Below are 20,228 nucleotides of genomic sequence, written 5' to 3' on the forward strand. Positions count from 1 at the left end.
ATTCATGAATACCGAAGCACTCATCGAAGCCGCTGTTGAAGTCGATGTTCCGCAGGCGACGCCCGCGGTTGAACCTGACATCGAAGTAATCCCGGCCATTGAGGCACCTGCCGCTACAGTGCCTGCTATCGTCGCTCCGAACCTGGACGACAGCAGCCTGTATATCCACCGTGAACTGTCCCAATTGCAGTTCAACATCCGGGTACTGGAACAGGCGCTCGATGAGTCCTACCCGTTGCTGGAGCGGCTGAAGTTCCTGCTGATCTTCTCCAGCAACCTCGATGAGTTCTTCGAGATTCGTGTCGCAGGTCTGAAGAAACAGATCACCTTTGCCCGTGAACAGGCCGGGGCCGACGGTTTGCAGCCGCATCAGGCGTTGGCCAGAATCAGCGAGCTGGTGCATGGTCATGTTGATCGCCAGTACGCGATCCTCAACGACATTCTGCTCCCTGAGCTGGAAAAGCATCAGGTCCGCTTCATTCGTCGTCGTCACTGGACGGCCAAGCTCAAGGCCTGGGTACGTCGCTACTTCCGTGACGAGATCGCGCCGATCATCACCCCGATCGGTCTGGACCCGACCCACCCGTTCCCGTTGCTGGTCAACAAGAGCCTGAACTTCATTGTCGAGCTCGAAGGTATCGACGCCTTCGGTCGCGACTCGGGCCTTGCGATCATTCCGGCACCGCGTTTGCTGCCGCGTGTCATCAAGGTGCCGGAAGAGGTCTGTGGCCCTGGCGACAACTTCGTTTTCCTGTCGTCGATGATCCACGCTCACGCTGACGATCTGTTTCAGGGCATGAAGGTCAAGGGCTGCTACCAGTTCCGTCTGACCCGAAACGCCGATCTGGCGCTGGACTCGGAAGACGTGGAAGACCTGGCACGTGCCCTTCGCGGTGAGCTGTTCTCGCGTCGCTACGGCGATGCGGTACGTCTGGAGGTAGCGGATACCTGCCCCAAACACCTGTCGGACTACCTGCTCAAACAGTTCAACCTGAACGAGTCCGAGCTGTATCAGGTCAACGGGCCGGTCAACCTGACGCGCCTGTTCAGTATTACTGGCCTGGACAGCCACCCTGAATTGCAATACCCGCCGTTCACGCCAGCGATCCCCAAACTGCTGCAGAACAGCGAAAACATTTTCAGCGTGATCAGCAAGCAGGACATTCTGCTGCTGCACCCTTTCGAGTCGTTCACCCCGGTTGTCGACCTGCTGCGTCAGGCGGCAAAGGATCCACACGTTCTGGCTGTGCGCCAGACGCTGTACCGCAGCGGTGCGAACTCGGAAATCGTCGATGCGCTGGTCGATGCGGCGCGTAACGGCAAAGAGGTCACCGCGGTGATCGAACTGCGCGCCCGTTTTGACGAAGAGTCCAACCTGCAACTGGCCAGCCGTCTTCAGGCTGCCGGTGCGGTGGTGATCTACGGTGTGGTTGGCTTCAAGACCCACGCCAAGATGATGCTGATCCTGCGTCGCGAAGCTGGCGAGATCGTGCGTTACGCCCACCTCGGGACCGGTAACTATCACGCCGGTAACGCGCGTCTTTACACCGACTACAGCCTGCTGACCTCTGACGACGCATTGTGCGAAGACGTCGGCAAACTGTTCAGTCAGCTGATCGGCATGGGTAAAACGCTGCGCATGAAGAAACTGCTGCATGCGCCGTTCACGCTCAAGAAAGGCATGCTCGACATGATTGCCCGCGAGACGCAGTTTGCGCTCGACGGCAAGCCAGCGCACATCATCGCCAAGTTCAACTCGCTGACCGATCCGAAGATCATTCGCGCGTTGTACAAGGCCAGTCAGTCCGGTGTGCGCATCGATCTGGTGGTGCGCGGCATGTGCTGTTTGCGTCCGGGCATCGCCGGGGTTTCGCACAACATCCATGTGCGCTCGATCATCGGCCGATTCCTGGAGCACACGCGGGTGTTCTACTTCCTCAACGGCGGCGACGAGCAAATGTTCCTGTCGAGTGCCGACTGGATGGAGCGCAACCTCGACAAGCGTGTCGAGACCTGCTTCCCGGTGGAAGGCAAGAAATTGATTCTGCGTGTGAAGAAAGAGCTGGAAAGCTACCTGACCGACAACACCCACAGCTGGCTGTTGCAGCCAGACGGGCGTTACGTGCGTAGCATGCCGACCGGCAATCAGAACGCCCGAAGCGCCCAGGCGACCCTGCTGGAGCGCCTGAGCAACCCGGTTCTCAGCGTACGCTGAAGACGATGCCGACTCGGGTCAGCCACTCCGCTTCCAGCGCGAAGTCGGCCTGAGTCAGCTGGTTGTTTTCCAGCCAGCCTGTGGGGAACTCGGCGTCCAGATTCGGGCCGTCGGCACGCAGGATCACACGCGGCATCTCCTGGGTGCCACGAATGTGGTGAAACAGAATCGCAAAGCGCAACAACACGCACAGGCGAATCAGCTTGATGCCTTCTGCGCCGAAATCGGCGAACTTGTCCTTGGGAATATTACGGCGATGACCGCGCACCAGCAGAGCGAGCATTTGCTGGTCTTCGCGGGAGAAACCGGCAAGGTCAGAGTGCTCGATCAGGTACGCGCCGTGCTTGTGGTAGTGATAGTGAGCAATGTCCAGGCCGATCTCATGCACCTTGGCGGCCCAGCTCAGCAGTTCGGCGTAGCTCTCGTGTTGCAATTCCCAGCTTTCGGCAACCTGCTCCAGCGCATGCAGCGCCTTGGCTTCGACGCGTGCGGCCTGTTCCAGATCAACATGGTAGCGCTCCATCAGCGAGCTGAGCGTGCGCTCACGCACGTCTTCGTGATGGTGGCGGCCCATCAGGTCGTACAGCACGCCTTCACGCAGGGCACCTTCGCAGTGATCCATGCGCTTGAGCTCAAGCGCATCGAAGATCGCTTCAAGAATCGCCAGGCCTGCGGGGAAAATCGCGCGGCGGTCGGGCTTGATGCCGTCGAAGTCGATCTTTTCGACGTCACCCAGCTTGAACAGCTTGCGCTTGAGCCAGGCCAGCCCTTCGGCATTAACCTCGCCAGCGCCGTAACCGTTGGCTTTGAGTGCAAGGCCGATAGCGCGAATGGTGCCTGACGAACCGATGGCTTCATCCCACTTCAGGCGATGCAGCGCATGTTCGATGCTCATGATTTCCAGGCGGGCAGCGGTGTAGGCCTGTGCGTAACGCGCGGGTGTCACCTTGCCGTCGCGGAAGTAGCGCTGAGTAAAACTCACGCAGCCCATCTGCAGGCTTTCACGCAGCAGCGGCTCAAAGCGCTGGCCGATGATGAATTCGGTACTGCCGCCGCCGATGTCGGCGACCAGTCGCTTGCCGGGGGTGTCGGCCAGCGTGTGCGAAACGCCCAGATAAATGAGGCGCGCTTCTTCGCGGCCGGAGATCACTTCCACCGGATGGCCGAGAATCTCTTCGGCGCGATGAATGAAGTCGTTGCGGTTGCGGGCTTCGCGTAGCGCGTTGGTCCCCACGATGCGTACGGCACCGGGCGGCAGGCCATTGATCAGCTGGGCAAAACGTTTCAGGCAGTCGAGACCGCGCTGCATGGATTCTTCAGTCAACTGGCGTTCTTCGTCGATGCCAGCGGCCAACTGCACCTTCTCGCCCAGGCGCTCAAGAATGCGAATTTCGCCCCGATTGGCTTTTGCCACAACCATATGAAAGCTGTTGGAGCCCAGGTCGATGGCGGCGATCAGTGAAAAATTCTTGGGTGTTGAGTGCGGCATGGTCAGGAAATCCAGTTCGATAACCGGACCATCGTGCCACGATCCATGCCTGCCGCCAACGCGAAGCTGTCCAGGCAGCGGAAATACCCGGTATTACTCTTGTGAGATGGCGGATGGCTAGCTAATCAATGTGATAGTTATGTCATTGTCGTGCCGATGCTTTGCGTTCCCTCGTTGGAGTGCTCGGCGTTATACACAGTCCGGACAATTGAGCTTACAGGCTTCTGGCCGAAGGCCGTGGGAGCGAACTTGTTCGCGAAGGCGGTGTGCCAGGCGACGCATCTTCGGCGGATGTACCGGCCCTTTCGCGAACAAGTTCGCTCCCACAGGGGCGTCCACTACTGCGTTCCTACACTGGAGGAACGATGACCCCACCTATCGTGCGACGCTCTGCGTCGGCTCTTGTCAGGCGTGCTCCACGGTGCCGATGAAGTTCGCCAGTTCCGGGGTTTTCGGGTTGGCGAAGAGTACTTTCGGGTCGCCCACTTCATGCACTTTGCCCTGGTGCATGAACACCAGCTTGTCGCCCACTTCACGGGCGAAGCGCATTTCGTGGGTCACCATGATCAGGGTCATGCCGTCGGCAGCCAGCTGGCGCACCACGCTGAGCACTTCGTTGACCAGCTCCGGGTCCAGCGCCGAGGTGATTTCGTCGCACAGCAACACCTTGGGCGACATCGCCAGTGCGCGGGCAATCGCCACGCGTTGCTGCTGGCCACCGGACAGGCGATCCGGGAAGGCGTCGAACTTCTCGCCCAGCCCGACGCGCTCCAGCATCTTTCTCGCCAGCTTCGCGGCTTCGGCCTTGGGCACCTTCTGCACGACCTGCGGCGCGAGCATCACGTTCTCGCCCACGCTCAGATGCGGGAACAGGTTGAACTGCTGAAACACCATGCCGACCTTCTGACGCAGGGTGCGCAGATCGGCGCGTGCGGCGTCCAGATATTCGCCATCGACCTCGATCACACCATCGTTGATCGACTCCAGGCCGTTGAGCGTGCGCAACAGGGTACTTTTGCCCGAGCCGCTGCGACCAATGATTGCCACGACCTGGCCCTCTTCGACCGACAGATCGATGCCTTTGAGTACGTGATGATCGCCATAGTATTTATGCAGGGCGGAAATTCTAAGCAGAGGCATGCAGTCTCCTTTCCAGATGGCGCGCGCACAGCGACAAGGGGTAGCACAGGATGAAGTAGCCCAGAGCAACGAAGCCATAGACCATGAAAGGTTCGAACGTAGCGTTGGCCAGCATACTGCCGGTCTTGGTCAATTCGGTGAAGCCGATGATCGACGTCACCGCGGTGCCTTTGACCACCTGCACGGAAAAGCCGACCGTTGGCGCAACTGCGATACGCAGCGCCTGAGGCAATATCACGTAGCGCATCTGCTCGAACGGGGTCATCGCCAGGCTGGCAGACGCTTCCCACTGGCCCTTGGAGATCGACTCCACGCAGCCGCGCCAGATCTCGGCGAGGTAGGCGCTGGTAAACAGCGTCAAGGCCAGCGCTGCCGCTGCCCAGGGCGAAATGTTCATGCCCATCAGGGCAACACCGAAGAACACCAGAAACAGTTGCATCAGCAATGGTGTGCCTTGAAACAATTCTATATAGAGCTTGGCGGTCACACGCGGGCCGGTTTTTTCCGAGGTACGCATGCCCATCACCAGCAAGCCGATCAAGCCACCGCCAATGAAGGCCACCAGCGACAGGGCAACGGTCCATTGCAGGCCGATCAGCAGATTGCGCAGGATGTCCCAGAGGGTGAAATCCATCAGCTGTTCCTCGATATGTAGCGACGCCCGATCCAGGCCAGCAGTTGCCTGATCAGCAGCGCCATGGCCAGGTAAATCAGCGTGGTCACAATGTAGGTTTCGAACGAGCGGAAGTTGCGCGACTGAATGAAGTTGGCAAAGAAGCTCAGTTCTTCAGTGGCAATCTGCGAGCAGACCGCCGAGCCCAGCATCACAATGATGATCTGGCTGCTCAGTGCCGGCCAGACCTTGCCCAGCGCCGGAACCAGCACCACGTAGCGAAACGCTTCATAACGATTCATCGCCAGCGCTGCCGACGCTTCAAGCTGTCCCTTGGGAATCGCCTGGATGCCTGCCCGAATGATTTCTGTCGAGTAGGCGCCCAGGTTGATTACCATCGCCAGCACCGCTGCCTGCCATTCCGAGATCTGCACGCCCAGCGACGGCAGGCCGAAGAAAATGAAGAACAGCTGGACCAGAAACGGTGTGTTGCGGATCAGCTCGACATAGATCGCAAAGATCGTCGCAAAGGGCTGGATCTTCCAGGCCCTCACGACGGCACCGACAATGCCGAGGCTGACGCCCAGCAGGGTGCCAATGGCCGTCAGTTCCAGCGTGAACAAAGCCCCGCGCAACAGCACATCAATGTTCTGCAGGACCGGTGTAAAGTCGAAATGATAAGCCATTGGTGAATCCTGTTACCGGAAAGCAGTGATCAGAGATCGGCAGGCAGCGGTTGCTTCAGCCATTTCTGCGACGCTTTTTCCAGCGCGCCGTCAGCCTTGGCGGCGTTGAGGATCTCGTCGACCTTGCCCAGCAGTTCCGGCTGGCCTTTGTTTACGCCGACATAAACAGGCGAATCCTTGAGTTTCACTTTCAGCGCTGGAATGCGCTTGGGGTTGCGCTCGCTGATAGCGACCATCACCACGTTGCCGCTGGCGATCAGGTCGGTCTGGCCAGCCAGGTAGGCGGCGATGGTCGAGTTGTTATCTTCAAAGCGCTTGATGGTTGCGCCTTCCGGTGCAACTTTCGACAGCTCGATGTCTTCGATCGCGCCACGGGTAACACTGATGGTCTTGCCTTTCAGGTCAGCGATGTCCTTGACCGGAGAATCAGGTGGGCCGAATACCGCCAGGTAGAACGGCGCGTACGCGCGGGAGAAATCGATGACTTTCTCGCGATCCGGGTTCTTGCCCAGGCTGGAGATCACCAGATCAACCTTGCCGGTGGTCAGGAACGGGATGCGGTTGGTGCTGTTGACCGGCGTCAGTTCCAGCTTGACCTTCAATTGGTCGGCCAGCAGTTGCGCGGTGTCGATGTCCAGGCCGCGAGGCTTCATGTCCGGACCGACCGAACCGAATGGCGGGAAGTCCTGCGGAACGGCCACCTTCAAGGTGCCACGCGCTACAACGTCGTCCAGGCCGTTGGCGTGGGCGGGTGTCTGGCTCAGCATCAGGCTGGCAAACAGTGCAGCAAGCAGGGCGCTGTAACGCTTGGTCATAGAAATCTCCGGGCGAAACGTAGGATGTTGGTCCGTCTCCAGTGCACAGCGCATGCCATCAGGCGATGACGTGCCATAACTCAAGCTTTTCAGCGTGTTTATGGTCTTACTGGTCTGACCAGTAAAGGTGTGGCTCGCCCTGCTTTGGCGCGTTGAAAAGTGCTGCCGCCCCAGCACTGGGCGTCGCTTGCCGAATCTTCGGGATGGCGATAAAAGGGATTTTTACTGGACTGACTGGCCTGAACAGTGATGCCCCACACCTCACTCGCAGTACCCGAATCAGCCCTCCGGGCCATTCGCAAGTTGATTGCCGAGCAAGGCTACAAGCCCGGCGAAAGCCTGCCATCGCAGCGCGATCTGGCTGTTTTGCTGGGAGTCAGTCGTGCTTCATTGCGTGAGGCCTTGTCATCGCTCAGCGCATTGGGAGTGGTCAGCGTCCAGCCGGGTAAAGGCGTGTTCGTGCAGTCCATTTCTGAACCAGAACAGCGCACGAGTGGTTTTTCCTGGCCTTTTGAGGCACAGGTTTCTCCGGCCGACACGTTTCAACTGCGTTACGCGCTGGAAGGCTTCGCCGCGGGCCTGGCAGCCGTCACCCTCACCGCTGATGAACGAGACGTGCTTGAAGACAATGTCGAGGCCATGCGTCTGGAATTGCGTGCCGGCGACTTCGAGGCCGCAGCCCGGCTGGACTTCGAGTTTCACCGGCATATTCTGGTCGCCAGTGGCAATCAGGCCATGCTGGGGATCGTGACCGCAGGTGCCGACATCTTCCTTGAGAGCCAGAAAATGCCGTTCATACGTGCGGCAAGGGTCATGGAAACCTGGCAGGAGCACCGCAAGATCCTTCGCGCGCTGGCCCGGCATGCGTCGGGGCCCGCGCAAAAGGCCATGCAGGATCACATCCGTGGCGCAGCGCTTCGTACTGGGATTGTGTTCGTTTCGCCTTCCAGCTGAGGCTCTGCCATAACTCCAGTCATGCACCACCATAGCCAGACTCAATGAACCTTCGCTTCCTGAATGACTTGCGGCCCGCTATGATGAGCGTCGTTTTTCGCCTATGACCTCGGAGACTTCCATGAGCAACGAAAAGATCAAACACGTCACCGACGCTAACTTCGAAGCCGAAGTACTCAAGGCTGAGGGTGCTGTGCTTGTAGATTACTGGGCTGAGTGGTGCGGTCCGTGCAAGATGATTGCCCCGGTGCTGGACGAAATCGCCGACACCTATGCCGGCAAGCTGACAATTGCCAAGCTGAATATTGACGAGAATCAGGAAACCCCTGCCAAGCATGGCGTGCGCGGTATCCCGACGTTGATGCTGTTCAAGGATGGCAACGTAGAAGCTACCAAAGTGGGCGCTCTGTCGAAGTCGCAGTTGGCCGCGTTTCTCGACGCCAACATCTGAAGCACTTCAAAGCCCCGCAAATAGCGGGGTTTTTTTCGGGTGTCGTACTAGACGCCTGGAAAATCAGGTGGTACATTCGGCCCCGCAACGGCTTCTCCGTTGCCCCCTGCTAGCCGTCGCCGACGCTCTCCTTTCGATTTAGTACGCGATCCTGTCGCCTTTTCTGCGGCGCGGCCTCATTAAGCCAAAAGCTTAATTTTCCCCTCCATACATGATTACGTCATTCCCCATATGAACCTGACTGAACTCAAGCAAAAGCCGATTACCGAATTGCTCGAAATGGCCGAACAGGCTGGCATAGAAAATATGGCCCGTTCGCGCAAGCAGGACGTCATTTTTTCCCTGCTCAAACGGCACGCCAAAAGTGGCGAGGAAATATCCGGTGATGGCGTGCTGGAGATTCTCCAGGACGGCTTCGGTTTCCTGCGCTCTGCAGACGCTTCCTACCTGGCCGGCCCGGATGACATCTATGTCTCCCCTAGCCAGATCCGCCGCTTCAACCTGCGTACCGGCGACACCATCGTTGGCAAGATCCGTCCACCAAAGGAAGGTGAGCGTTATTTCGCTCTGCTCAAGGTCGACACGATCAACTACGACCGTCCGGAAAACGCCAAGAACAAGATTCTGTTCGAAAACCTGACGCCGTTGTTCCCGACTATTCGCATGAAGATGGAAGCCGGTAACGGTTCCACCGAAGACCTGACCGGTCGTGTGATCGATCTGTGCGCACCGATCGGTAAAGGTCAGCGTGGTCTGATCGTTGCTCCGCCGAAAGCGGGCAAGACCATCATGCTGCAGAACATCGCGTCGAACATCACGCGTAACAACCCGGAAGTGCACCTGATCGTTCTGCTGATCGATGAGCGTCCGGAAGAAGTAACCGAAATGCAGCGCACCGTGCGCGGCGAAGTGGTTGCCTCGACATTCGACGAACCGCCAACCCGTCACGTACAGGTTGCCGAAATGGTGATCGAGAAGGCCAAGCGCCTGGTCGAGCACAAGAAAGACGTCGTCATCCTGCTTGACTCCATCACCCGCCTGGCTCGCGCCTACAACACCGTCATCCCGAGCTCCGGCAAGGTACTGACCGGTGGCGTCGATGCTCATGCGCTCGAGAAGCCAAAGCGTTTCTTCGGTGCTGCGCGAAACATCGAAGAAGGCGGCTCGTTGACTATCATCGCCACCGCACTGGTTGAAACCGGTTCGAAGATGGATGAAGTCATCTACGAAGAGTTCAAGGGTACTGGCAACATGGAGCTGCCTCTGGATCGCAAGATCGCAGAGAAGCGTGTGTTCCCGGCCATCAACATCAACCGCTCCGGCACACGCCGTGAAGAGCTGTTGACCGCTGATGACGAGTTGCAGCGCATGTGGATCCTGCGCAAGCTGCTGCACCCGATGGACGAAGTCGCGGCTATCGAGTTCCTGATCGACAAGCTCAAGCAGACCAAGACCAACGATGAGTTCTTCCTGTCCATGAAACGCAAGTAACTGGCAGGCTGAAACAAAGAATGGTGTCCTTCGGGGCACCATTTTTTTTGCCCGCGCGCCGCCGATTAGCTGCCTTGAAGGGCTGGAGCAGGTACGATGTGCGTCTATTTGGATAAATGGCCGGGTTAATGAAATTCAAAGATCTTAGGGATTTCGTGCAGCAGCTTGAGCAGCGCGGAGAGTTGAAACGCATCCAGATGCCGATCTCGCCTGTGCTGGAAATGACTGAAATCTGTGACCGTACCTTGCGTGCCAAGGGCCCGGCCCTGCTGTTCGAAAAACCGGTCGGTTTTGATATCCCGGTGCTGGGCAACCTGTTCGGCACGCCAGAGCGCGTAGCCATGGGCATGGGCGCCGAAGCGGTCAGTGAGCTGCGTGAAATCGGCAAGCTGCTGGCGTTTCTCAAAGAGCCTGAGCCACCCAAGGGTTTGAAGGACGCCTGGTCCAAGCTGCCCATCTTCCGCAAAGTCATCGCCATGGCCCCCAAGGTGGTCAAGGATGCACCCTGCCAGGAGATTGTCATCGAAGGCGATGACGTCGATCTCGGCATGCTGCCCGTTCAAACCTGCTGGCCGGGCGACGTCGCACCGCTGATTACCTGGGGCCTGACGGTCACCAAGGGCCCGAACAAGGAGCGGCAGAACCTCGGCATTTACCGTCAGCAGGTCATTGGCCGCAACAAGATCATCATGCGTTGGCTCAGTCATCGTGGCGGCGCGCTGGATTTTCGCGACTGGTGCGCCAAGCATCCCGGCGAACCTTATCCGGTTGCCGTCGCACTGGGCGCTGACCCGGCGACCATTCTCGGTGCCGTGACGCCAGTACCGGACAGCCTGTCCGAATATGCCTTCGCCGGGCTGTTGCGTGGCTCGCGCACCGAGCTGATCAAGTGCCGTGGCAGCAATCTGCAAGTGCCGGCCAGCGCCGAGATCGTGCTGGAGGGTGTGATTCATCCGGGCGAGATGGCCGACGAAGGGCCTTATGGCGACCACACCGGCTATTACAACGAAGTCGACAGCTTTCCGGTGTTGACCGTCGAGCGCATCACGCACCGTATCAAGCCGATCTACCACAGCACCTACACCGGCCGTCCACCGGATGAGCCCGCCATTCTGGGCGTCGCGCTGAACGAAGTGTTCGTGCCGATTCTGCAAAAGCAGTTTCCGGAGATCGTCGATTTTTACCTGCCGCCCGAAGGTTGCTCGTATCGCATGGCGGTGGTGACCATCAAGAAACAGTACCCCGGTCATGCCAAGCGCGTGATGCTGGGGGTCTGGTCGTTCCTGCGCCAGTTCATGTACACCAAGTTCGTGATCGTCACCGACGACGACATCAATGCTCGTGACTGGAATGACGTGATCTGGGCCATCACCACCCGCATGGACCCCAAGCGCGACACGGTCATGATCGATAACACGCCTATCGATTACCTCGATTTTGCCTCTCCGGTGTCCGGGTTGGGATCGAAAATGGGCCTGGACGCCACTAACAAATGGCCAGGCGAGACCACGCGTGAATGGGGCAGGGCTATCGTCAAGGACGAAGCCACCACACGCCGCGTGGACGAGATCTGGACTCAGTTGGGAATAGACTGATGCGCGTAACCTTGCAGCCGTCAGGTGCGGTGCTGGACACCCTGCCGGGCGAGCGGATTCTCGATGCTGCGCAGCGTCTGGGCTATGAATGCCCGCAGAGCTGTCGTAACGGTAACTGTCATATCTGCTCGGCCTTGCTGGTCGAGGGGCGGGTGATGCAGTCGGGTCAGGAGCTTGATCACGGCGAGATTCATACGTGTGTAGCAGAGCCGCTTGAAGATTGTGTTGTGCTCTGGGATGGCGTGCTGGCCAAGGGTGAACTGCCGGTGCGCAGCTTTGCCTGCCAGTTGAGCGAGTGTGTCGAAATCGGTGGCGATGTCTGGCGGGTAGGCTTGCGCGCCCCGGCAGGCAAACCACCGCGTTATCACGCCGGACAGTACCTGATGATCGAGCGGGAGAATGGCGAGAAGTCGGCATTCTCCATCGCATCGGCACCGCACAGTGGCCGTGATCTGGAGCTGCATGTACTGGCTCGTGAAGACAGTGCGCGCAGCCTGATCGAGCAACTGCAACGCAACAAAATGGCGCGGGTCGAGCTGCCGTTTGGCGATACCCACCTTGCCGAGCTGCCGGACGGGCCGTTGGTACTGATCGCAGCCGGTACAGGTATGGCGCAAATGAACAGTTTGCTTGAGCACTGTCGCTCAGCAGGCTTCAGTCATCCGGTGCATTTGTACTGGGGCGTGCGTCGGCCCGAGGATTTTTACCAGGTCAGCCACTGGGATGAGTGGACGGCACTGCCGAACCTGTTCCTGCACAAGGTCGTCAGTGACCTGTGTGGCTGGGAAGGGCGCTGTGGTCTGCTGCACGAGGCAGTTTGCGAAGACATCATGGACCTGTCGGCGGTTTACGTCTACGCCAGCGGCTCGCCTGCCATGGTTTACGGAACGCTGGACGCTCTTGTCAGTGCCGGAATGGACGCTCACCAGATGCGCGCAGACGTATTCGCCTACGCACCGCGTCCGTAACGCCGGACTGACGGCTGCATAGCTGGAGTGTAAATTGCTTCAGCTGCTTATAGCTTACGGCGATGTCAATTCGCCGCCAGACAACTTTTTGTAGAGGCAGGCCTTTGGTCTGTGGCAACAACCGAACCACGACACCCTGATGCCGCTCACCCACGAGCGAGTCAGCGGGGCTCGGTAAAAACTGACAGCCAGACTGTCAGGGGGGCAAATGGAGAATCCAATCAACGAGTTGGCCGCTGCAGTGCATGACGGCCTTGGGCTGACGTACCCGCCCGTTATCGATCTGGGTCCGCAGCTTACCCGCGAGCAACTGCTCGCATCCATGGACGCCACCATGCGTCTTCACAAAGGCGGCCCGGTCTGGCTGTTCGCCTACGGCTCGCTAATCTGGCGTCCCGAGTGCACTGCGGTAGAGAGCCAGCGCGGTCGAGTGCACGGTTATCACCGTGGGCTTTACCTGTGGTCGCACGAACATCGCGGTACGCCTGAGGTGCCAGGCCTGGTATTCGGGCTGGATCGCGGTGGTTCATGCACCGGCTTTGCCTATCGCCTGCCGGATGAATGCCTGGAGAAATCGCTGCTGGCCTTGTGGGAGCGTGAGATGCCGTATCCGTCGTATCGCCCGCACTGGCTCAATTGCCGCCTTGAAGACGGCAGGAAAGTACAGGCGCTGGGCTTCGTGCTGGAACGGCATTTGCCCAGCTACGCTGGCAACCTGCCCGACAGCGTGCTGAGCCAGGTGCTGGCCAGCGCCAGCGGGCGCTATGGAACCACTCGCGAGTACGTGGAACAGACGGCCAAGGCCCTGCGTAGCCACGCCATGCCAGACCTGAATCTGGAGGCGCGGCTCAAGCGCTGCAAGTCAGAGACCGCCTGACCGGCCTTTGGGTCAGTCCTTGGTATCGCGCGAGGTGCTGGCGACCTGTTTGTGCCGCAGCGTCGGCGCAAGGAATGCCATCGCCAGAATGCACGCGCCGATCAGCAGCACAAAGCCGCCGTCCCAGCCGAAGTGGTCGACCGTGTAGCCCATCGCAGCACTCGCCGCGACCGACCCGCCCAGGTAGCCGAACAGCCCGGTAAAGCCGGCTGCCGTACCCGCTGCCTTCTTCGGTGCCAGTTCCAGCGCCTGCAGGCCGATCAGCATGACCGGGCCGTAGATCAGGAAACCGATAGACACCAGCGCGATCATGTCGACGGTCGGGTTGCCTTCAGGGTTCAGCCAATACACCAGCGTGGCAATGGTCACCAGGAACATGAACACCATGCCGGTCAGGCCGCGATTACCCTTGAAAATCCTGTCCGACATCCAGCCGCACAGCAGCGTGCCCGGAATACCTGCCCACTCGTAAAGAAAATAGGCCCATGAGGTCTTGTCGACCGTGAAGTGCTTGGCTTCTTTCAGGTAGGTCGGGGCCCAGTCCAGCACGCCGTAGCGCAGCAGATAAACGAACACGTTGGCCATCGCGATGTACCACAGGAACTTGTTGCGCAGCACGTATTTGACGAAGATTTCCCGGGCGCTGAATTCCTCTTCGTGGCTGGCATCGTAGCCTTCCGGGTAATCGTTCTTGTAGTGCTCGATAGGCGGCAGGCCCACCGATTGCGGGGTGTCGCGCATGGTGGCGAAAGCAAAGACCGCCACCAGCAGCGCAACGGCCGCCGGCACATAGAATGCTGCGTGCCAGTCGTTGGTCCAGCCCATGCCAAGCAGGAACAGCGGGCCAATCAGGCCGCCGCCAACGTTGTGCGCCACGTTCCACACCGACACCACGCCGCCGCGCTCTTTCTGCGACCACCAGTGGACCATCGTCCGCCCGCTTGGCGGCCAGCCCATGCCCTGTGCCCAGCCATTGATGAACAGCAGCACGAACATGATCGTGACACTGGACGTCGCCCACGGCGCGAAGCCGAAGATGAACATGATCCCGGCAGATACCAGCAGGCCGAAGGGCAGGAAGTACCGCGGGTTGGAGCGGTCCGAAACGATCCCCATGAGGAATTTCGACAAGCCGTAGGCAATCGCGATGGCCGACATCGCCACGCCCAGCTGGCCACGCGTATAGCCTTCGTCGATCAGATACGGCATCGCCAGCGAGAAATTCTTGCGCAGCAGGTAGTAACCGGCATAACCGATAAAGATGCCTGCGAAGATCTGCCAGCGCAGACGCCGATAAGTGCTATCGACCTTTTCTTCGGGAAGGGGTGCCTGATGCCTGGCAGGGCGGAAAAACCCAAACATGGAGAAGCTCCTGATTATTGTTTTTTTGCGAATGCGAATATTACATTTTCATTACAGAAAAAAGCAGTGCCTTTGGACTGATTTTTTGTAGGAGATACGGACGTTTTCCTGTTCTTTTATGAACATTTGGCGAGCGTTTGTATGTGTTTCAAAAGTTTGGGATGGATCCTACAGGCGTATCGGAAGACGCGTGCTTACTGGCCTTTCGGCAGGCTTTTACCATCGTCGTCATTGCGCCGCAGCGGCGCACCACGACGATGAGCCCTTACAACAATGAGAATTTCCGCCTTTATGATTGCCGTCGCACTGGCCCCGCACGTTGGCGCGACGGAGTCATTTCTGGTGCCGGTGTACACGCCAGCACCGGTGTTTCCTCCTGAACTGGTCAAGACCCGCTACGCAGGCAAGGTCCGGGCACAGCTGTGGATAAAGTCCGACGGTCAGGTCCGCGAAGTCAGGGCCGTAGAGAGCGGCCACCCGCAACTCGCCGAAGCGGTGGAGCAGGCGCTCCGCCAGTGGCGTTACAAACCCTGGGTCGGAACAGTCGGCGCGCCGCCCATGACCACGATCACCGTGCCGGTGATTTTCGGCTCCCATGGCTATAGGCGTTTCAATACCGAAGTCACCGTCGGCTTGGGCAATATCCGTTGCGGTTACCTCAACCACGAAGTGAAATCCGCCCGCCAGGACTATCCCAAAGAGCCGCTGAGTAAAGTCGACGTGTTCTGGTACACCGGGCAGGCGCTGTTCGGCAGTCATGTTGCCCACCAGCGCAGCGAGCCCCAGCGCAAGGCGTTGCTTGAATTGCTCGGAGCGTCGATACCTGCGGTAGTGAGCAACTGCAGAAGCAATCCGGATCATCTATATGGGGATTACCTGCCTGGGCCGGTCAAGGTATTGATGGTCGGGTTGGCCGAGCAAGCGGAGGGCAGCGAATGAGCCGCGTGCTGAGTGTGATCGTGTTGGCGGGGTTACTCTCGGCGGGGACAGCACAGGCGTTGCCGTCGTATCCGGTACCGTTGTATATGCCGGAGCCGGACTATCCGGCGTCGATGCGTTATGCCTTGGTAAAAAACAGTGTCACCGTCAGGATTTTCATTCAGGCCGATGGCGGCGTGCGCTTTCTTGAAGTGCGGGGGGCAACTGATCCGAGGTTCATCAGCCTGACCCGAAGTGCTGTTGAACTATGGACCTTTGAACCCTGGGACCCACCGGCCTCTCATCCCGAGGGCGAAGCAGTCACAGTCACGTTTACCTTCACAGGGCGACCACACAGCAACCCGCCGCTGACAGCCAATGCCGAGCTGAAGCAGGAGTTGTGCTGGCAGTTGAACAGGGAAATGTTCGAGGGTCGCAAATGGCGCAAGGACGTCAAGCCGGATGCGCTAATGCGGACAGAGCTGTACCTGTCGAGCGGTCCGGTCATAGAGCAATTTCTCACCCTGGACGAGCGTCAGGCATTGGTTGTTGAGCTGCTGGAGGCGGCGCCGGGCATTATCGCCCAATGTCAAAAGAATCCGATGCGTAAGTATGTGGATTATTTGCCGGAGAATGTGAGGAAGGTGTTGTAGGAAGGGCGGGGCATCAGCGAAGTGCCAGTATCAAAGCAGTTTCAGAATGCAGCCCTGTGGTTGACGACGACCCTGTGTTTCATCAGAATGCTCGCGAGGGCTCAATAAGAGCAGGGCCTGCTCGATTCAATGACGATACCGGCGAGCAGGTGTGGATTGTGCGAGGCGTCACTCGTGCGGTAGCGGCAACTGGCGACAACGGTTGGCTTTCGACCCCTTTCAGGCCTCGTGTCTGGACGTGCTAAGCAAGCGCTGCGACTACCAGCCCTCTCGTACTCTGAAAAAGGCGCCTATGGCGCTTTTTTTGGTTTCAGAGTCCCTACTTTGATCGCCGGTCGCCTCCTAAGTATTTTGTAGGCGGTGACCACCGAGTAGAAAAATCCTCGTTCAGCTTCTTCTTGTGGCGACAAAATTGCGCACCCTCTGGCATTGCGTATGACCGTAAGTCGATGCCCATCACGCGTCTGATAACCCTCGCAATAAATCTGTGCACCTGCACTTAAAATTCCGGCAACAAATGCAGATACATCCTGAATGGTTTTGCAGCCAGACTTGGCCAGTTCATGACCGTGCCCCTGCCAAATGTGGTTGACTCCAAAACCGCTACTGAAGCCGAAATGCTTACCTACACGCAAATAAATTTCTCCGCCTGGCAAGGTCAGGTTGCGGCTTTCGTACATAGAAATGTAACCGAAGCTCAACTCTCCTGAGGTCGGGTGAGGGATGCAATAATCTTTGTCTAGAGTGGAAAAGTCATAAGCTGTCGGCATATCCGCCGTGGCCAAAACAGTCTGCGTTACCTGGTAAGCCAAGTCAGGCTCGGTCGGCGGCGTTAATGCTGACAAAATCAAGTCGTCCGTAACAAGCAAGGCCCGAGTCGGGAAAGCGGCTATTTTCTCACAGCTTTAATCGTGTTAACGGCGAAGTTGCTATCAGTTATTTCAAGGAGGCGGAGGTCAGGGTCGAGCATGATTTGAGTAGCGATCAGGTCTGTTTTGATGCCTTGTGTCAGTTCCACTTGATGCACAGTGCCGGGACCAAAGCGTCATCGCCTTGGTCCCGGCCTTGTCGCGAAAGATTAGTGAGTGGCGTTCATATGTTGAATTGTTTCAAGCTGGCTCAGTCCGAGCGCGCCGTGAGCGTTGATCGCGTTCGAGAAGTCTGTGATCGCGATTTCGATAGTGCCTCTCAGTACCTTGATTGCATTATCGATTTCTCGCGATGCTTCAGGTCCAAATGTCACCTCGACCGCATGGCGGGATTCGGCCTCTTTAGCGCGAGCTTCCTCGGCGTTGCGCAAGGCCAAAGCGTGCTTGGCTTCTTCGACCTGACGCTGTGCAAGTTGTAACGCGGCCTCTATGGCCCGCTGCTGCGCTGCTTGTTCCTCCGCGAGTCGTCGAGCTGCCGCTTCAGCCTCGGCTCTTGCGCGCGCTGCTTCTTCGGCTTGGCGGTGTGCGGCTTCTTGGGCCATGCGCTCGTTATACTCGCGTTCCTGTTCTATTAGCCGAGCATGCAGCGACTCGAGATTGCCTTTGAGTTCGTTTAGAAAGCGGATGCTCTCCATATGAAAGCGGGCGTCTCCCGTCATATAGTAAAAATCAGTGGGCACTCCGCTTGGCATACCCCGCATCTGTGCGTTTAACTCAAGAGACGATTTATCCCAGGGGGCAGTGCCCCACAAAAAATACGAATTGTCGATGTGGTCCTGTCGCAAGGGCGCACGTTTGCTGGCAACCAGATGATTGATAGCGTGTATGTGTTTATCGGTTATATCGATGTAACGTGTTCCGTTCCAGTCGCCGACGTGAGCCGCAAGCTCGGCTTGCAGAAAGCCAGGTAATTGCTGAAGGTGATGATGTAATTCTTCCATGGATGATTTCCTTTTTATAGTGTTTGAGCTGTTAGTTTATGGAGGGCTTAACTTTTGAATCCAGGCTTGCCATTTTTAGCTCGCCATTCTTTGATTACTTTCAGAACTCCTTCGGGGCTGTCCTCTTGGCCTTCCTCAGGATAAAATATTACGTCCGACTGTGCGGGGTGTTCGGTCACTTTAATGAAATGCTGCAACAATACGTCGACATATGCCCCATATTCTTTCCCTTCAAGCTTGTTGCGCTCGGGAGAGAACTCCCTCAAAAAATCAAGAAACTCTTCTTCAGTGTAATCTTCAAATTTTTCTTTCATGATCATTGTGAACGGTTCCTATGATGCTCTATATGTTGTTTTGGTGTCATGATGACTAGATTGTCTACGTCATACACCGCCCCGCCGTTTGCAATTTCTTCCTTGTGGTGAATCTCGAATTTTGTACGCCGTCCTACCTGATCTTCTAATTTTGGATGCGGTGCGTTACCGGCCCTCATTAATTGCAGGTTCCGCTGACTAAACTGTTGACTGATTTCTGAGTCATTTGCCACAGCTTTCCAGATGGATTCTCTCTGACGGCCGAAATTGCTGAAGCGTACCCCACGCAATTGATCTGCAACTTGAGAAGGAATTGGAGCCCCCTCAGCCCGAGTCCTAGCGTCTAACCAAGTGTTTGTTATGCGCTCACCAAACCCACTCGCAACCCCCGGAATCGACCTCGGGTCCTTGAACAGCAGGTAGCTATTCGGCAGCCCTGAATCAATCGGCGATATGAGAATGTAATCATCAGGATCATCTCGATCAATCGCCGGGTAAGCTTCAAGCTCGGGTACAAAAGGTGTCACCACGTTGCCTGGATCTTTCGGCAACGCGGGTGGCCCTGCGGGTGAGCTTGTCGAACTGTCCGCCGGTTGTGCTATTGGCGTCCATATAAGGGCCGGTGTCGATTCCCCGTCTCGGATAAACTCGTAGGAATTGTTCAGTGCGTTATAGGTGAAAGTTCTTACGCGAACCTTGGTACCTACTTTCACACCATCCGCAGCTACCCAGCGTGCAGCGCCGCTTGCGCCAGCTCCATCGGACGTCAGTCGATGAGGCACATCCAGCGTGCCTTTGACGCTGGCAAGGTACTGCAGATCGATATGCGGTGGCAGGTTGAGCTGCGACAGAGGTGTGGCGATCACAGCAGGCGGCAGCTCTGAGTCGCCCAACGGTTGTGGATACATCGCCAGCAAGGTGACCAGATTGCTGCCAAGCGTTCTGGTCGCGATCCTGATGAGCTGGTCTTTCGCGATGTTGGTCGCAACGGTCCTGATGCCCGGTGCTGCGGTGGTGGTTGACGCGGGGGCAATAGCTGACCACAGCTTGTTGATGCCAGCGGCCTGTCGGGATGATGTCCGATCTGCATCCTGACTCGCCGTTTTATCGGCTAGCGACAGTTCAGCATGGCGCATGGAAAGTGCTGCTGATTGTTCATTGAGCAGCGTGACCGACTCGGCAAGAAGCTTTGCTTGGTAGGTTTGAGATAACGCGTTTACCCACGCTTCATGGGCCTGCTGCACACGTAGAGGATCACCCTGGCTGAAGTACACCAAATAGTTGAGGTGGTCCTTTTGTGTGGCATGGTCAAGTTCTTGACCGGTCAGACTAATAGCCTGAGTGCGACGCTCTTCCAGTAAAGGCTGTTTGGTTGCGAGTAAGTAGTTAACGCTGGTTTTTTTCTGAAGTATCAGCTCAAGAGCCTGCTTGTCGCCTGGGTAATCAACATTCAGGTCATGACCCGGCGCTATTTCTTTTTGAAGAGTATTCGGCAGCGACGCAGAAGCCAGTAAATAGTTTTGTGCAAATCCAGATTGTAACGACGGGTAGGCATTCGTCAGCGCTTCAAGAGCCAGTCGATGAGCCTGATCCTTTTCGGCCTGTGCACGTACTTGCGCTTCAATACGTTCTCGCTCGGCGGCTTCTGCCATTGCCTGGGCATGTGCCTCAGCGTCTACTCTTGCGAGGTGGGCCGCGTGTTCTTCCGCTTGCCGCTGGGCCGAAGCCTGAGCTTCTGATCTGGCTTGAGCGCGAGCGCGGGCGCGTTTTTTGGCTCTTTTACTACTTGAGCCACCAAAGCCGCCGCTGAGTCCTCC

Annotated in this window: 19 protein-coding genes; 9 read left to right on the forward strand and 10 right to left on the reverse strand. The window is 57.7% G+C overall.

Features of this window, described 5'->3' with window-relative positions:
• Positions 1–4: 4 nt before the first annotated feature.
• On the forward strand, positions 5–2,215 hold the full coding sequence (gene ppk1 / locus RYB66_RS24500; protein WP_004655199.1) for a polyphosphate kinase 1: 2,211 nt from the start codon (positions 5–7) through the stop codon (positions 2,213–2,215).
• Here the strand turns inward: ppk1 and ppx are convergent.
• From ppx to RYB66_RS24525, 5 genes are all read right to left on the reverse strand, one after another.
• Positions 2,202–3,704, reverse strand: a complete 1,503-nt coding sequence (gene ppx, locus RYB66_RS24505) for an exopolyphosphatase (RefSeq protein WP_005744799.1) — start codon at positions 3,702–3,704, stop codon at positions 2,202–2,204. The genes ppk1 and ppx overlap by 14 nt on opposite strands.
• A 405-nt stretch (positions 3,705–4,109) precedes the next feature.
• Entirely contained in the window at positions 4,110–4,844 is a 735-nt protein-coding gene (locus tag RYB66_RS24510; protein WP_003317352.1) for an amino acid ABC transporter ATP-binding protein, read from the reverse strand.
• Positions 4,831–5,481 carry an amino acid ABC transporter permease gene (locus RYB66_RS24515; protein WP_032074436.1) on the reverse strand — a complete coding sequence of 217 codons (651 nt, stop codon included), beginning with the start codon at positions 5,479–5,481 and terminating at the stop codon, positions 4,831–4,833. Before RYB66_RS24515 ends, RYB66_RS24510 begins: the two co-directional genes overlap by 14 nt.
• Entirely contained in the window at positions 5,478–6,143 is a 666-nt protein-coding gene (locus RYB66_RS24520; RefSeq protein ID WP_004666535.1) for an amino acid ABC transporter permease, read from the reverse strand. The genes RYB66_RS24515 and RYB66_RS24520 overlap by 4 nt, the downstream gene beginning before the upstream one ends.
• Before the next feature lie 29 nt (positions 6,144–6,172).
• On the reverse strand, positions 6,173–6,958 hold the full coding sequence (locus RYB66_RS24525; protein WP_002551557.1) for a transporter substrate-binding domain-containing protein: 786 nt from the start codon (positions 6,956–6,958) through the stop codon (positions 6,173–6,175).
• A gap of 249 nt (positions 6,959–7,207) precedes the next feature.
• Here RYB66_RS24525 and RYB66_RS24530 point away from each other — a divergent pair, with 249 nt between their 5' ends.
• From RYB66_RS24530 to RYB66_RS24555, 6 genes are all read left to right on the forward strand, one after another.
• Complete coding sequence (locus RYB66_RS24530; RefSeq protein ID WP_002551558.1) at positions 7,208–7,912, forward strand: FadR/GntR family transcriptional regulator; 705 nt, start codon at positions 7,208–7,210, stop codon at positions 7,910–7,912.
• A gap of 121 nt (positions 7,913–8,033) precedes the next feature.
• The gene (gene trxA / locus RYB66_RS24535) at positions 8,034–8,363 is read left to right on the forward strand and encodes a thioredoxin TrxA (RefSeq protein WP_005744794.1); all 330 of its coding nucleotides are present in this window, start codon (positions 8,034–8,036) and stop codon (positions 8,361–8,363) included.
• 231 nt (positions 8,364–8,594) lie between these two features.
• The gene (gene rho, locus RYB66_RS24540; protein WP_002551560.1) at positions 8,595–9,854 is read left to right on the forward strand and encodes a transcription termination factor Rho; all 1,260 of its coding nucleotides are present in this window, start codon (positions 8,595–8,597) and stop codon (positions 9,852–9,854) included.
• 128 nt (positions 9,855–9,982) lie between these two features.
• Positions 9,983–11,449, forward strand: a complete 1,467-nt coding sequence (gene ubiD, locus RYB66_RS24545; RefSeq protein ID WP_002551561.1) for a 4-hydroxy-3-polyprenylbenzoate decarboxylase — start codon at positions 9,983–9,985, stop codon at positions 11,447–11,449.
• On the forward strand, positions 11,449–12,417 hold the full coding sequence (locus RYB66_RS24550; RefSeq protein WP_316895706.1) for a CDP-6-deoxy-delta-3,4-glucoseen reductase: 969 nt from the start codon (positions 11,449–11,451) through the stop codon (positions 12,415–12,417). Before ubiD ends, RYB66_RS24550 begins: the two co-directional genes overlap by 1 nt.
• Before the next feature lie 208 nt (positions 12,418–12,625).
• Complete coding sequence (locus RYB66_RS24555) at positions 12,626–13,294, forward strand: gamma-glutamylcyclotransferase (protein ID WP_002551563.1); 669 nt, start codon at positions 12,626–12,628, stop codon at positions 13,292–13,294.
• Positions 13,295–13,306: 12 nt separating this feature from the next.
• On the opposite strand, the gene glpT is transcribed toward RYB66_RS24555, so the two are convergent.
• Entirely contained in the window at positions 13,307–14,656 is a 1,350-nt protein-coding gene (gene glpT / locus RYB66_RS24560; protein WP_002551564.1) for a glycerol-3-phosphate transporter, read from the reverse strand.
• Between the two features lie 273 nt (positions 14,657–14,929).
• Here glpT and RYB66_RS24565 point away from each other — a divergent pair, with 273 nt between their 5' ends.
• Positions 14,930–15,595, forward strand: a complete 666-nt coding sequence (locus tag RYB66_RS24565; RefSeq protein ID WP_011167426.1) for an energy transducer TonB — start codon at positions 14,930–14,932, stop codon at positions 15,593–15,595.
• Positions 15,592–16,227 (forward strand): hypothetical protein, encoded by a 636-nt coding sequence (locus tag RYB66_RS24570; RefSeq protein ID WP_005778557.1) that lies wholly within the window; start codon positions 15,592–15,594, stop codon positions 16,225–16,227. The genes RYB66_RS24565 and RYB66_RS24570 overlap by 4 nt, the downstream gene beginning before the upstream one ends.
• Before the next feature lie 290 nt (positions 16,228–16,517).
• Here the strand turns inward: RYB66_RS24570 and RYB66_RS24575 are convergent, their stop codons facing one another.
• The 4 genes from RYB66_RS24575 to RYB66_RS24590 all read right to left on the reverse strand — a co-directional run bounded on the left by RYB66_RS24575 (position 16,518) and on the right by RYB66_RS24590 (position 20,063).
• A complete protein-coding gene (locus tag RYB66_RS24575) occupies positions 16,518–17,096 on the reverse strand; it encodes a hypothetical protein (RefSeq protein ID WP_223886826.1) in 579 nt (192 codons plus the stop codon).
• 209 nt (positions 17,097–17,305) lie between these two features.
• Entirely contained in the window at positions 17,306–18,097 is a 792-nt protein-coding gene (locus RYB66_RS24580; RefSeq protein WP_005778559.1) for a hypothetical protein, read from the reverse strand.
• A gap of 47 nt (positions 18,098–18,144) precedes the next feature.
• Positions 18,145–18,417, reverse strand: a complete 273-nt coding sequence (locus RYB66_RS24585; protein ID WP_054078398.1) for a bacteriocin immunity protein — start codon at positions 18,415–18,417, stop codon at positions 18,145–18,147.
• Complete coding sequence (locus RYB66_RS24590) at positions 18,414–20,063, reverse strand: S-type pyocin domain-containing protein (RefSeq protein ID WP_316895888.1); 1,650 nt, start codon at positions 20,061–20,063, stop codon at positions 18,414–18,416. Before RYB66_RS24590 ends, RYB66_RS24585 begins: the two co-directional genes overlap by 4 nt.
• Positions 20,064–20,228 lie beyond the last annotated feature (165 nt).

The organism is Pseudomonas syringae group sp. 243L2 (genome assembly GCF_032587875.1).
GTDB classification, from domain to species: domain Bacteria; phylum Pseudomonadota; class Gammaproteobacteria; order Pseudomonadales; family Pseudomonadaceae; genus Aquipseudomonas; species Aquipseudomonas amygdali.

Excerpts from the sequence above, each read along its gene's own strand:
- ppk1 (WP_004655199.1), top strand. The coding sequence starts at position 5 with ATGAATACCGAAGCACTCATCGAAGCCGCTGTTGAAGTCGATGTTCCG.
- ppx (WP_005744799.1), bottom strand. The coding sequence starts at position 3,704 with ATGCCGCACTCAACACCCAAGAATTTTTCACTGATCGCCGCCATCGAC.
- RYB66_RS24510 (WP_003317352.1), bottom strand. The coding sequence starts at position 4,844 with ATGCCTCTGCTTAGAATTTCCGCCCTGCATAAATACTATGGCGATCAT.
- RYB66_RS24520 (WP_004666535.1), bottom strand. The coding sequence starts at position 6,143 with ATGGCTTATCATTTCGACTTTACACCGGTCCTGCAGAACATTGATGTG.
- RYB66_RS24525 (WP_002551557.1), bottom strand. The coding sequence starts at position 6,958 with ATGACCAAGCGTTACAGCGCCCTGCTTGCTGCACTGTTTGCCAGCCTG.
- RYB66_RS24530 (WP_002551558.1), top strand. The coding sequence starts at position 7,208 with ATGCCCCACACCTCACTCGCAGTACCCGAATCAGCCCTCCGGGCCATT.
- trxA (WP_005744794.1), top strand. The coding sequence starts at position 8,034 with ATGAGCAACGAAAAGATCAAACACGTCACCGACGCTAACTTCGAAGCC.
- rho (WP_002551560.1), top strand. The coding sequence starts at position 8,595 with ATGAACCTGACTGAACTCAAGCAAAAGCCGATTACCGAATTGCTCGAA.
- ubiD (WP_002551561.1), top strand. The coding sequence starts at position 9,983 with ATGAAATTCAAAGATCTTAGGGATTTCGTGCAGCAGCTTGAGCAGCGC.
- RYB66_RS24550 (WP_316895706.1), top strand. The coding sequence starts at position 11,449 with ATGCGCGTAACCTTGCAGCCGTCAGGTGCGGTGCTGGACACCCTGCCG.
- RYB66_RS24555 (WP_002551563.1), top strand. The coding sequence starts at position 12,626 with ATGGAGAATCCAATCAACGAGTTGGCCGCTGCAGTGCATGACGGCCTT.
- glpT (WP_002551564.1), bottom strand. The coding sequence starts at position 14,656 with ATGTTTGGGTTTTTCCGCCCTGCCAGGCATCAGGCACCCCTTCCCGAA.
- RYB66_RS24565 (WP_011167426.1), top strand. The coding sequence starts at position 14,930 with ATGAGAATTTCCGCCTTTATGATTGCCGTCGCACTGGCCCCGCACGTT.
- RYB66_RS24570 (WP_005778557.1), top strand. The coding sequence starts at position 15,592 with ATGAGCCGCGTGCTGAGTGTGATCGTGTTGGCGGGGTTACTCTCGGCG.
- RYB66_RS24580 (WP_005778559.1), bottom strand. The coding sequence starts at position 18,097 with ATGGAAGAATTACATCATCACCTTCAGCAATTACCTGGCTTTCTGCAA.
- RYB66_RS24585 (WP_054078398.1), bottom strand. The coding sequence starts at position 18,417 with ATGATCATGAAAGAAAAATTTGAAGATTACACTGAAGAAGAGTTTCTT.
- RYB66_RS24590 (WP_316895888.1), bottom strand. The coding sequence starts at position 20,063 with ATGGCAGAAGCCGCCGAGCGAGAACGTATTGAAGCGCAAGTACGTGCA.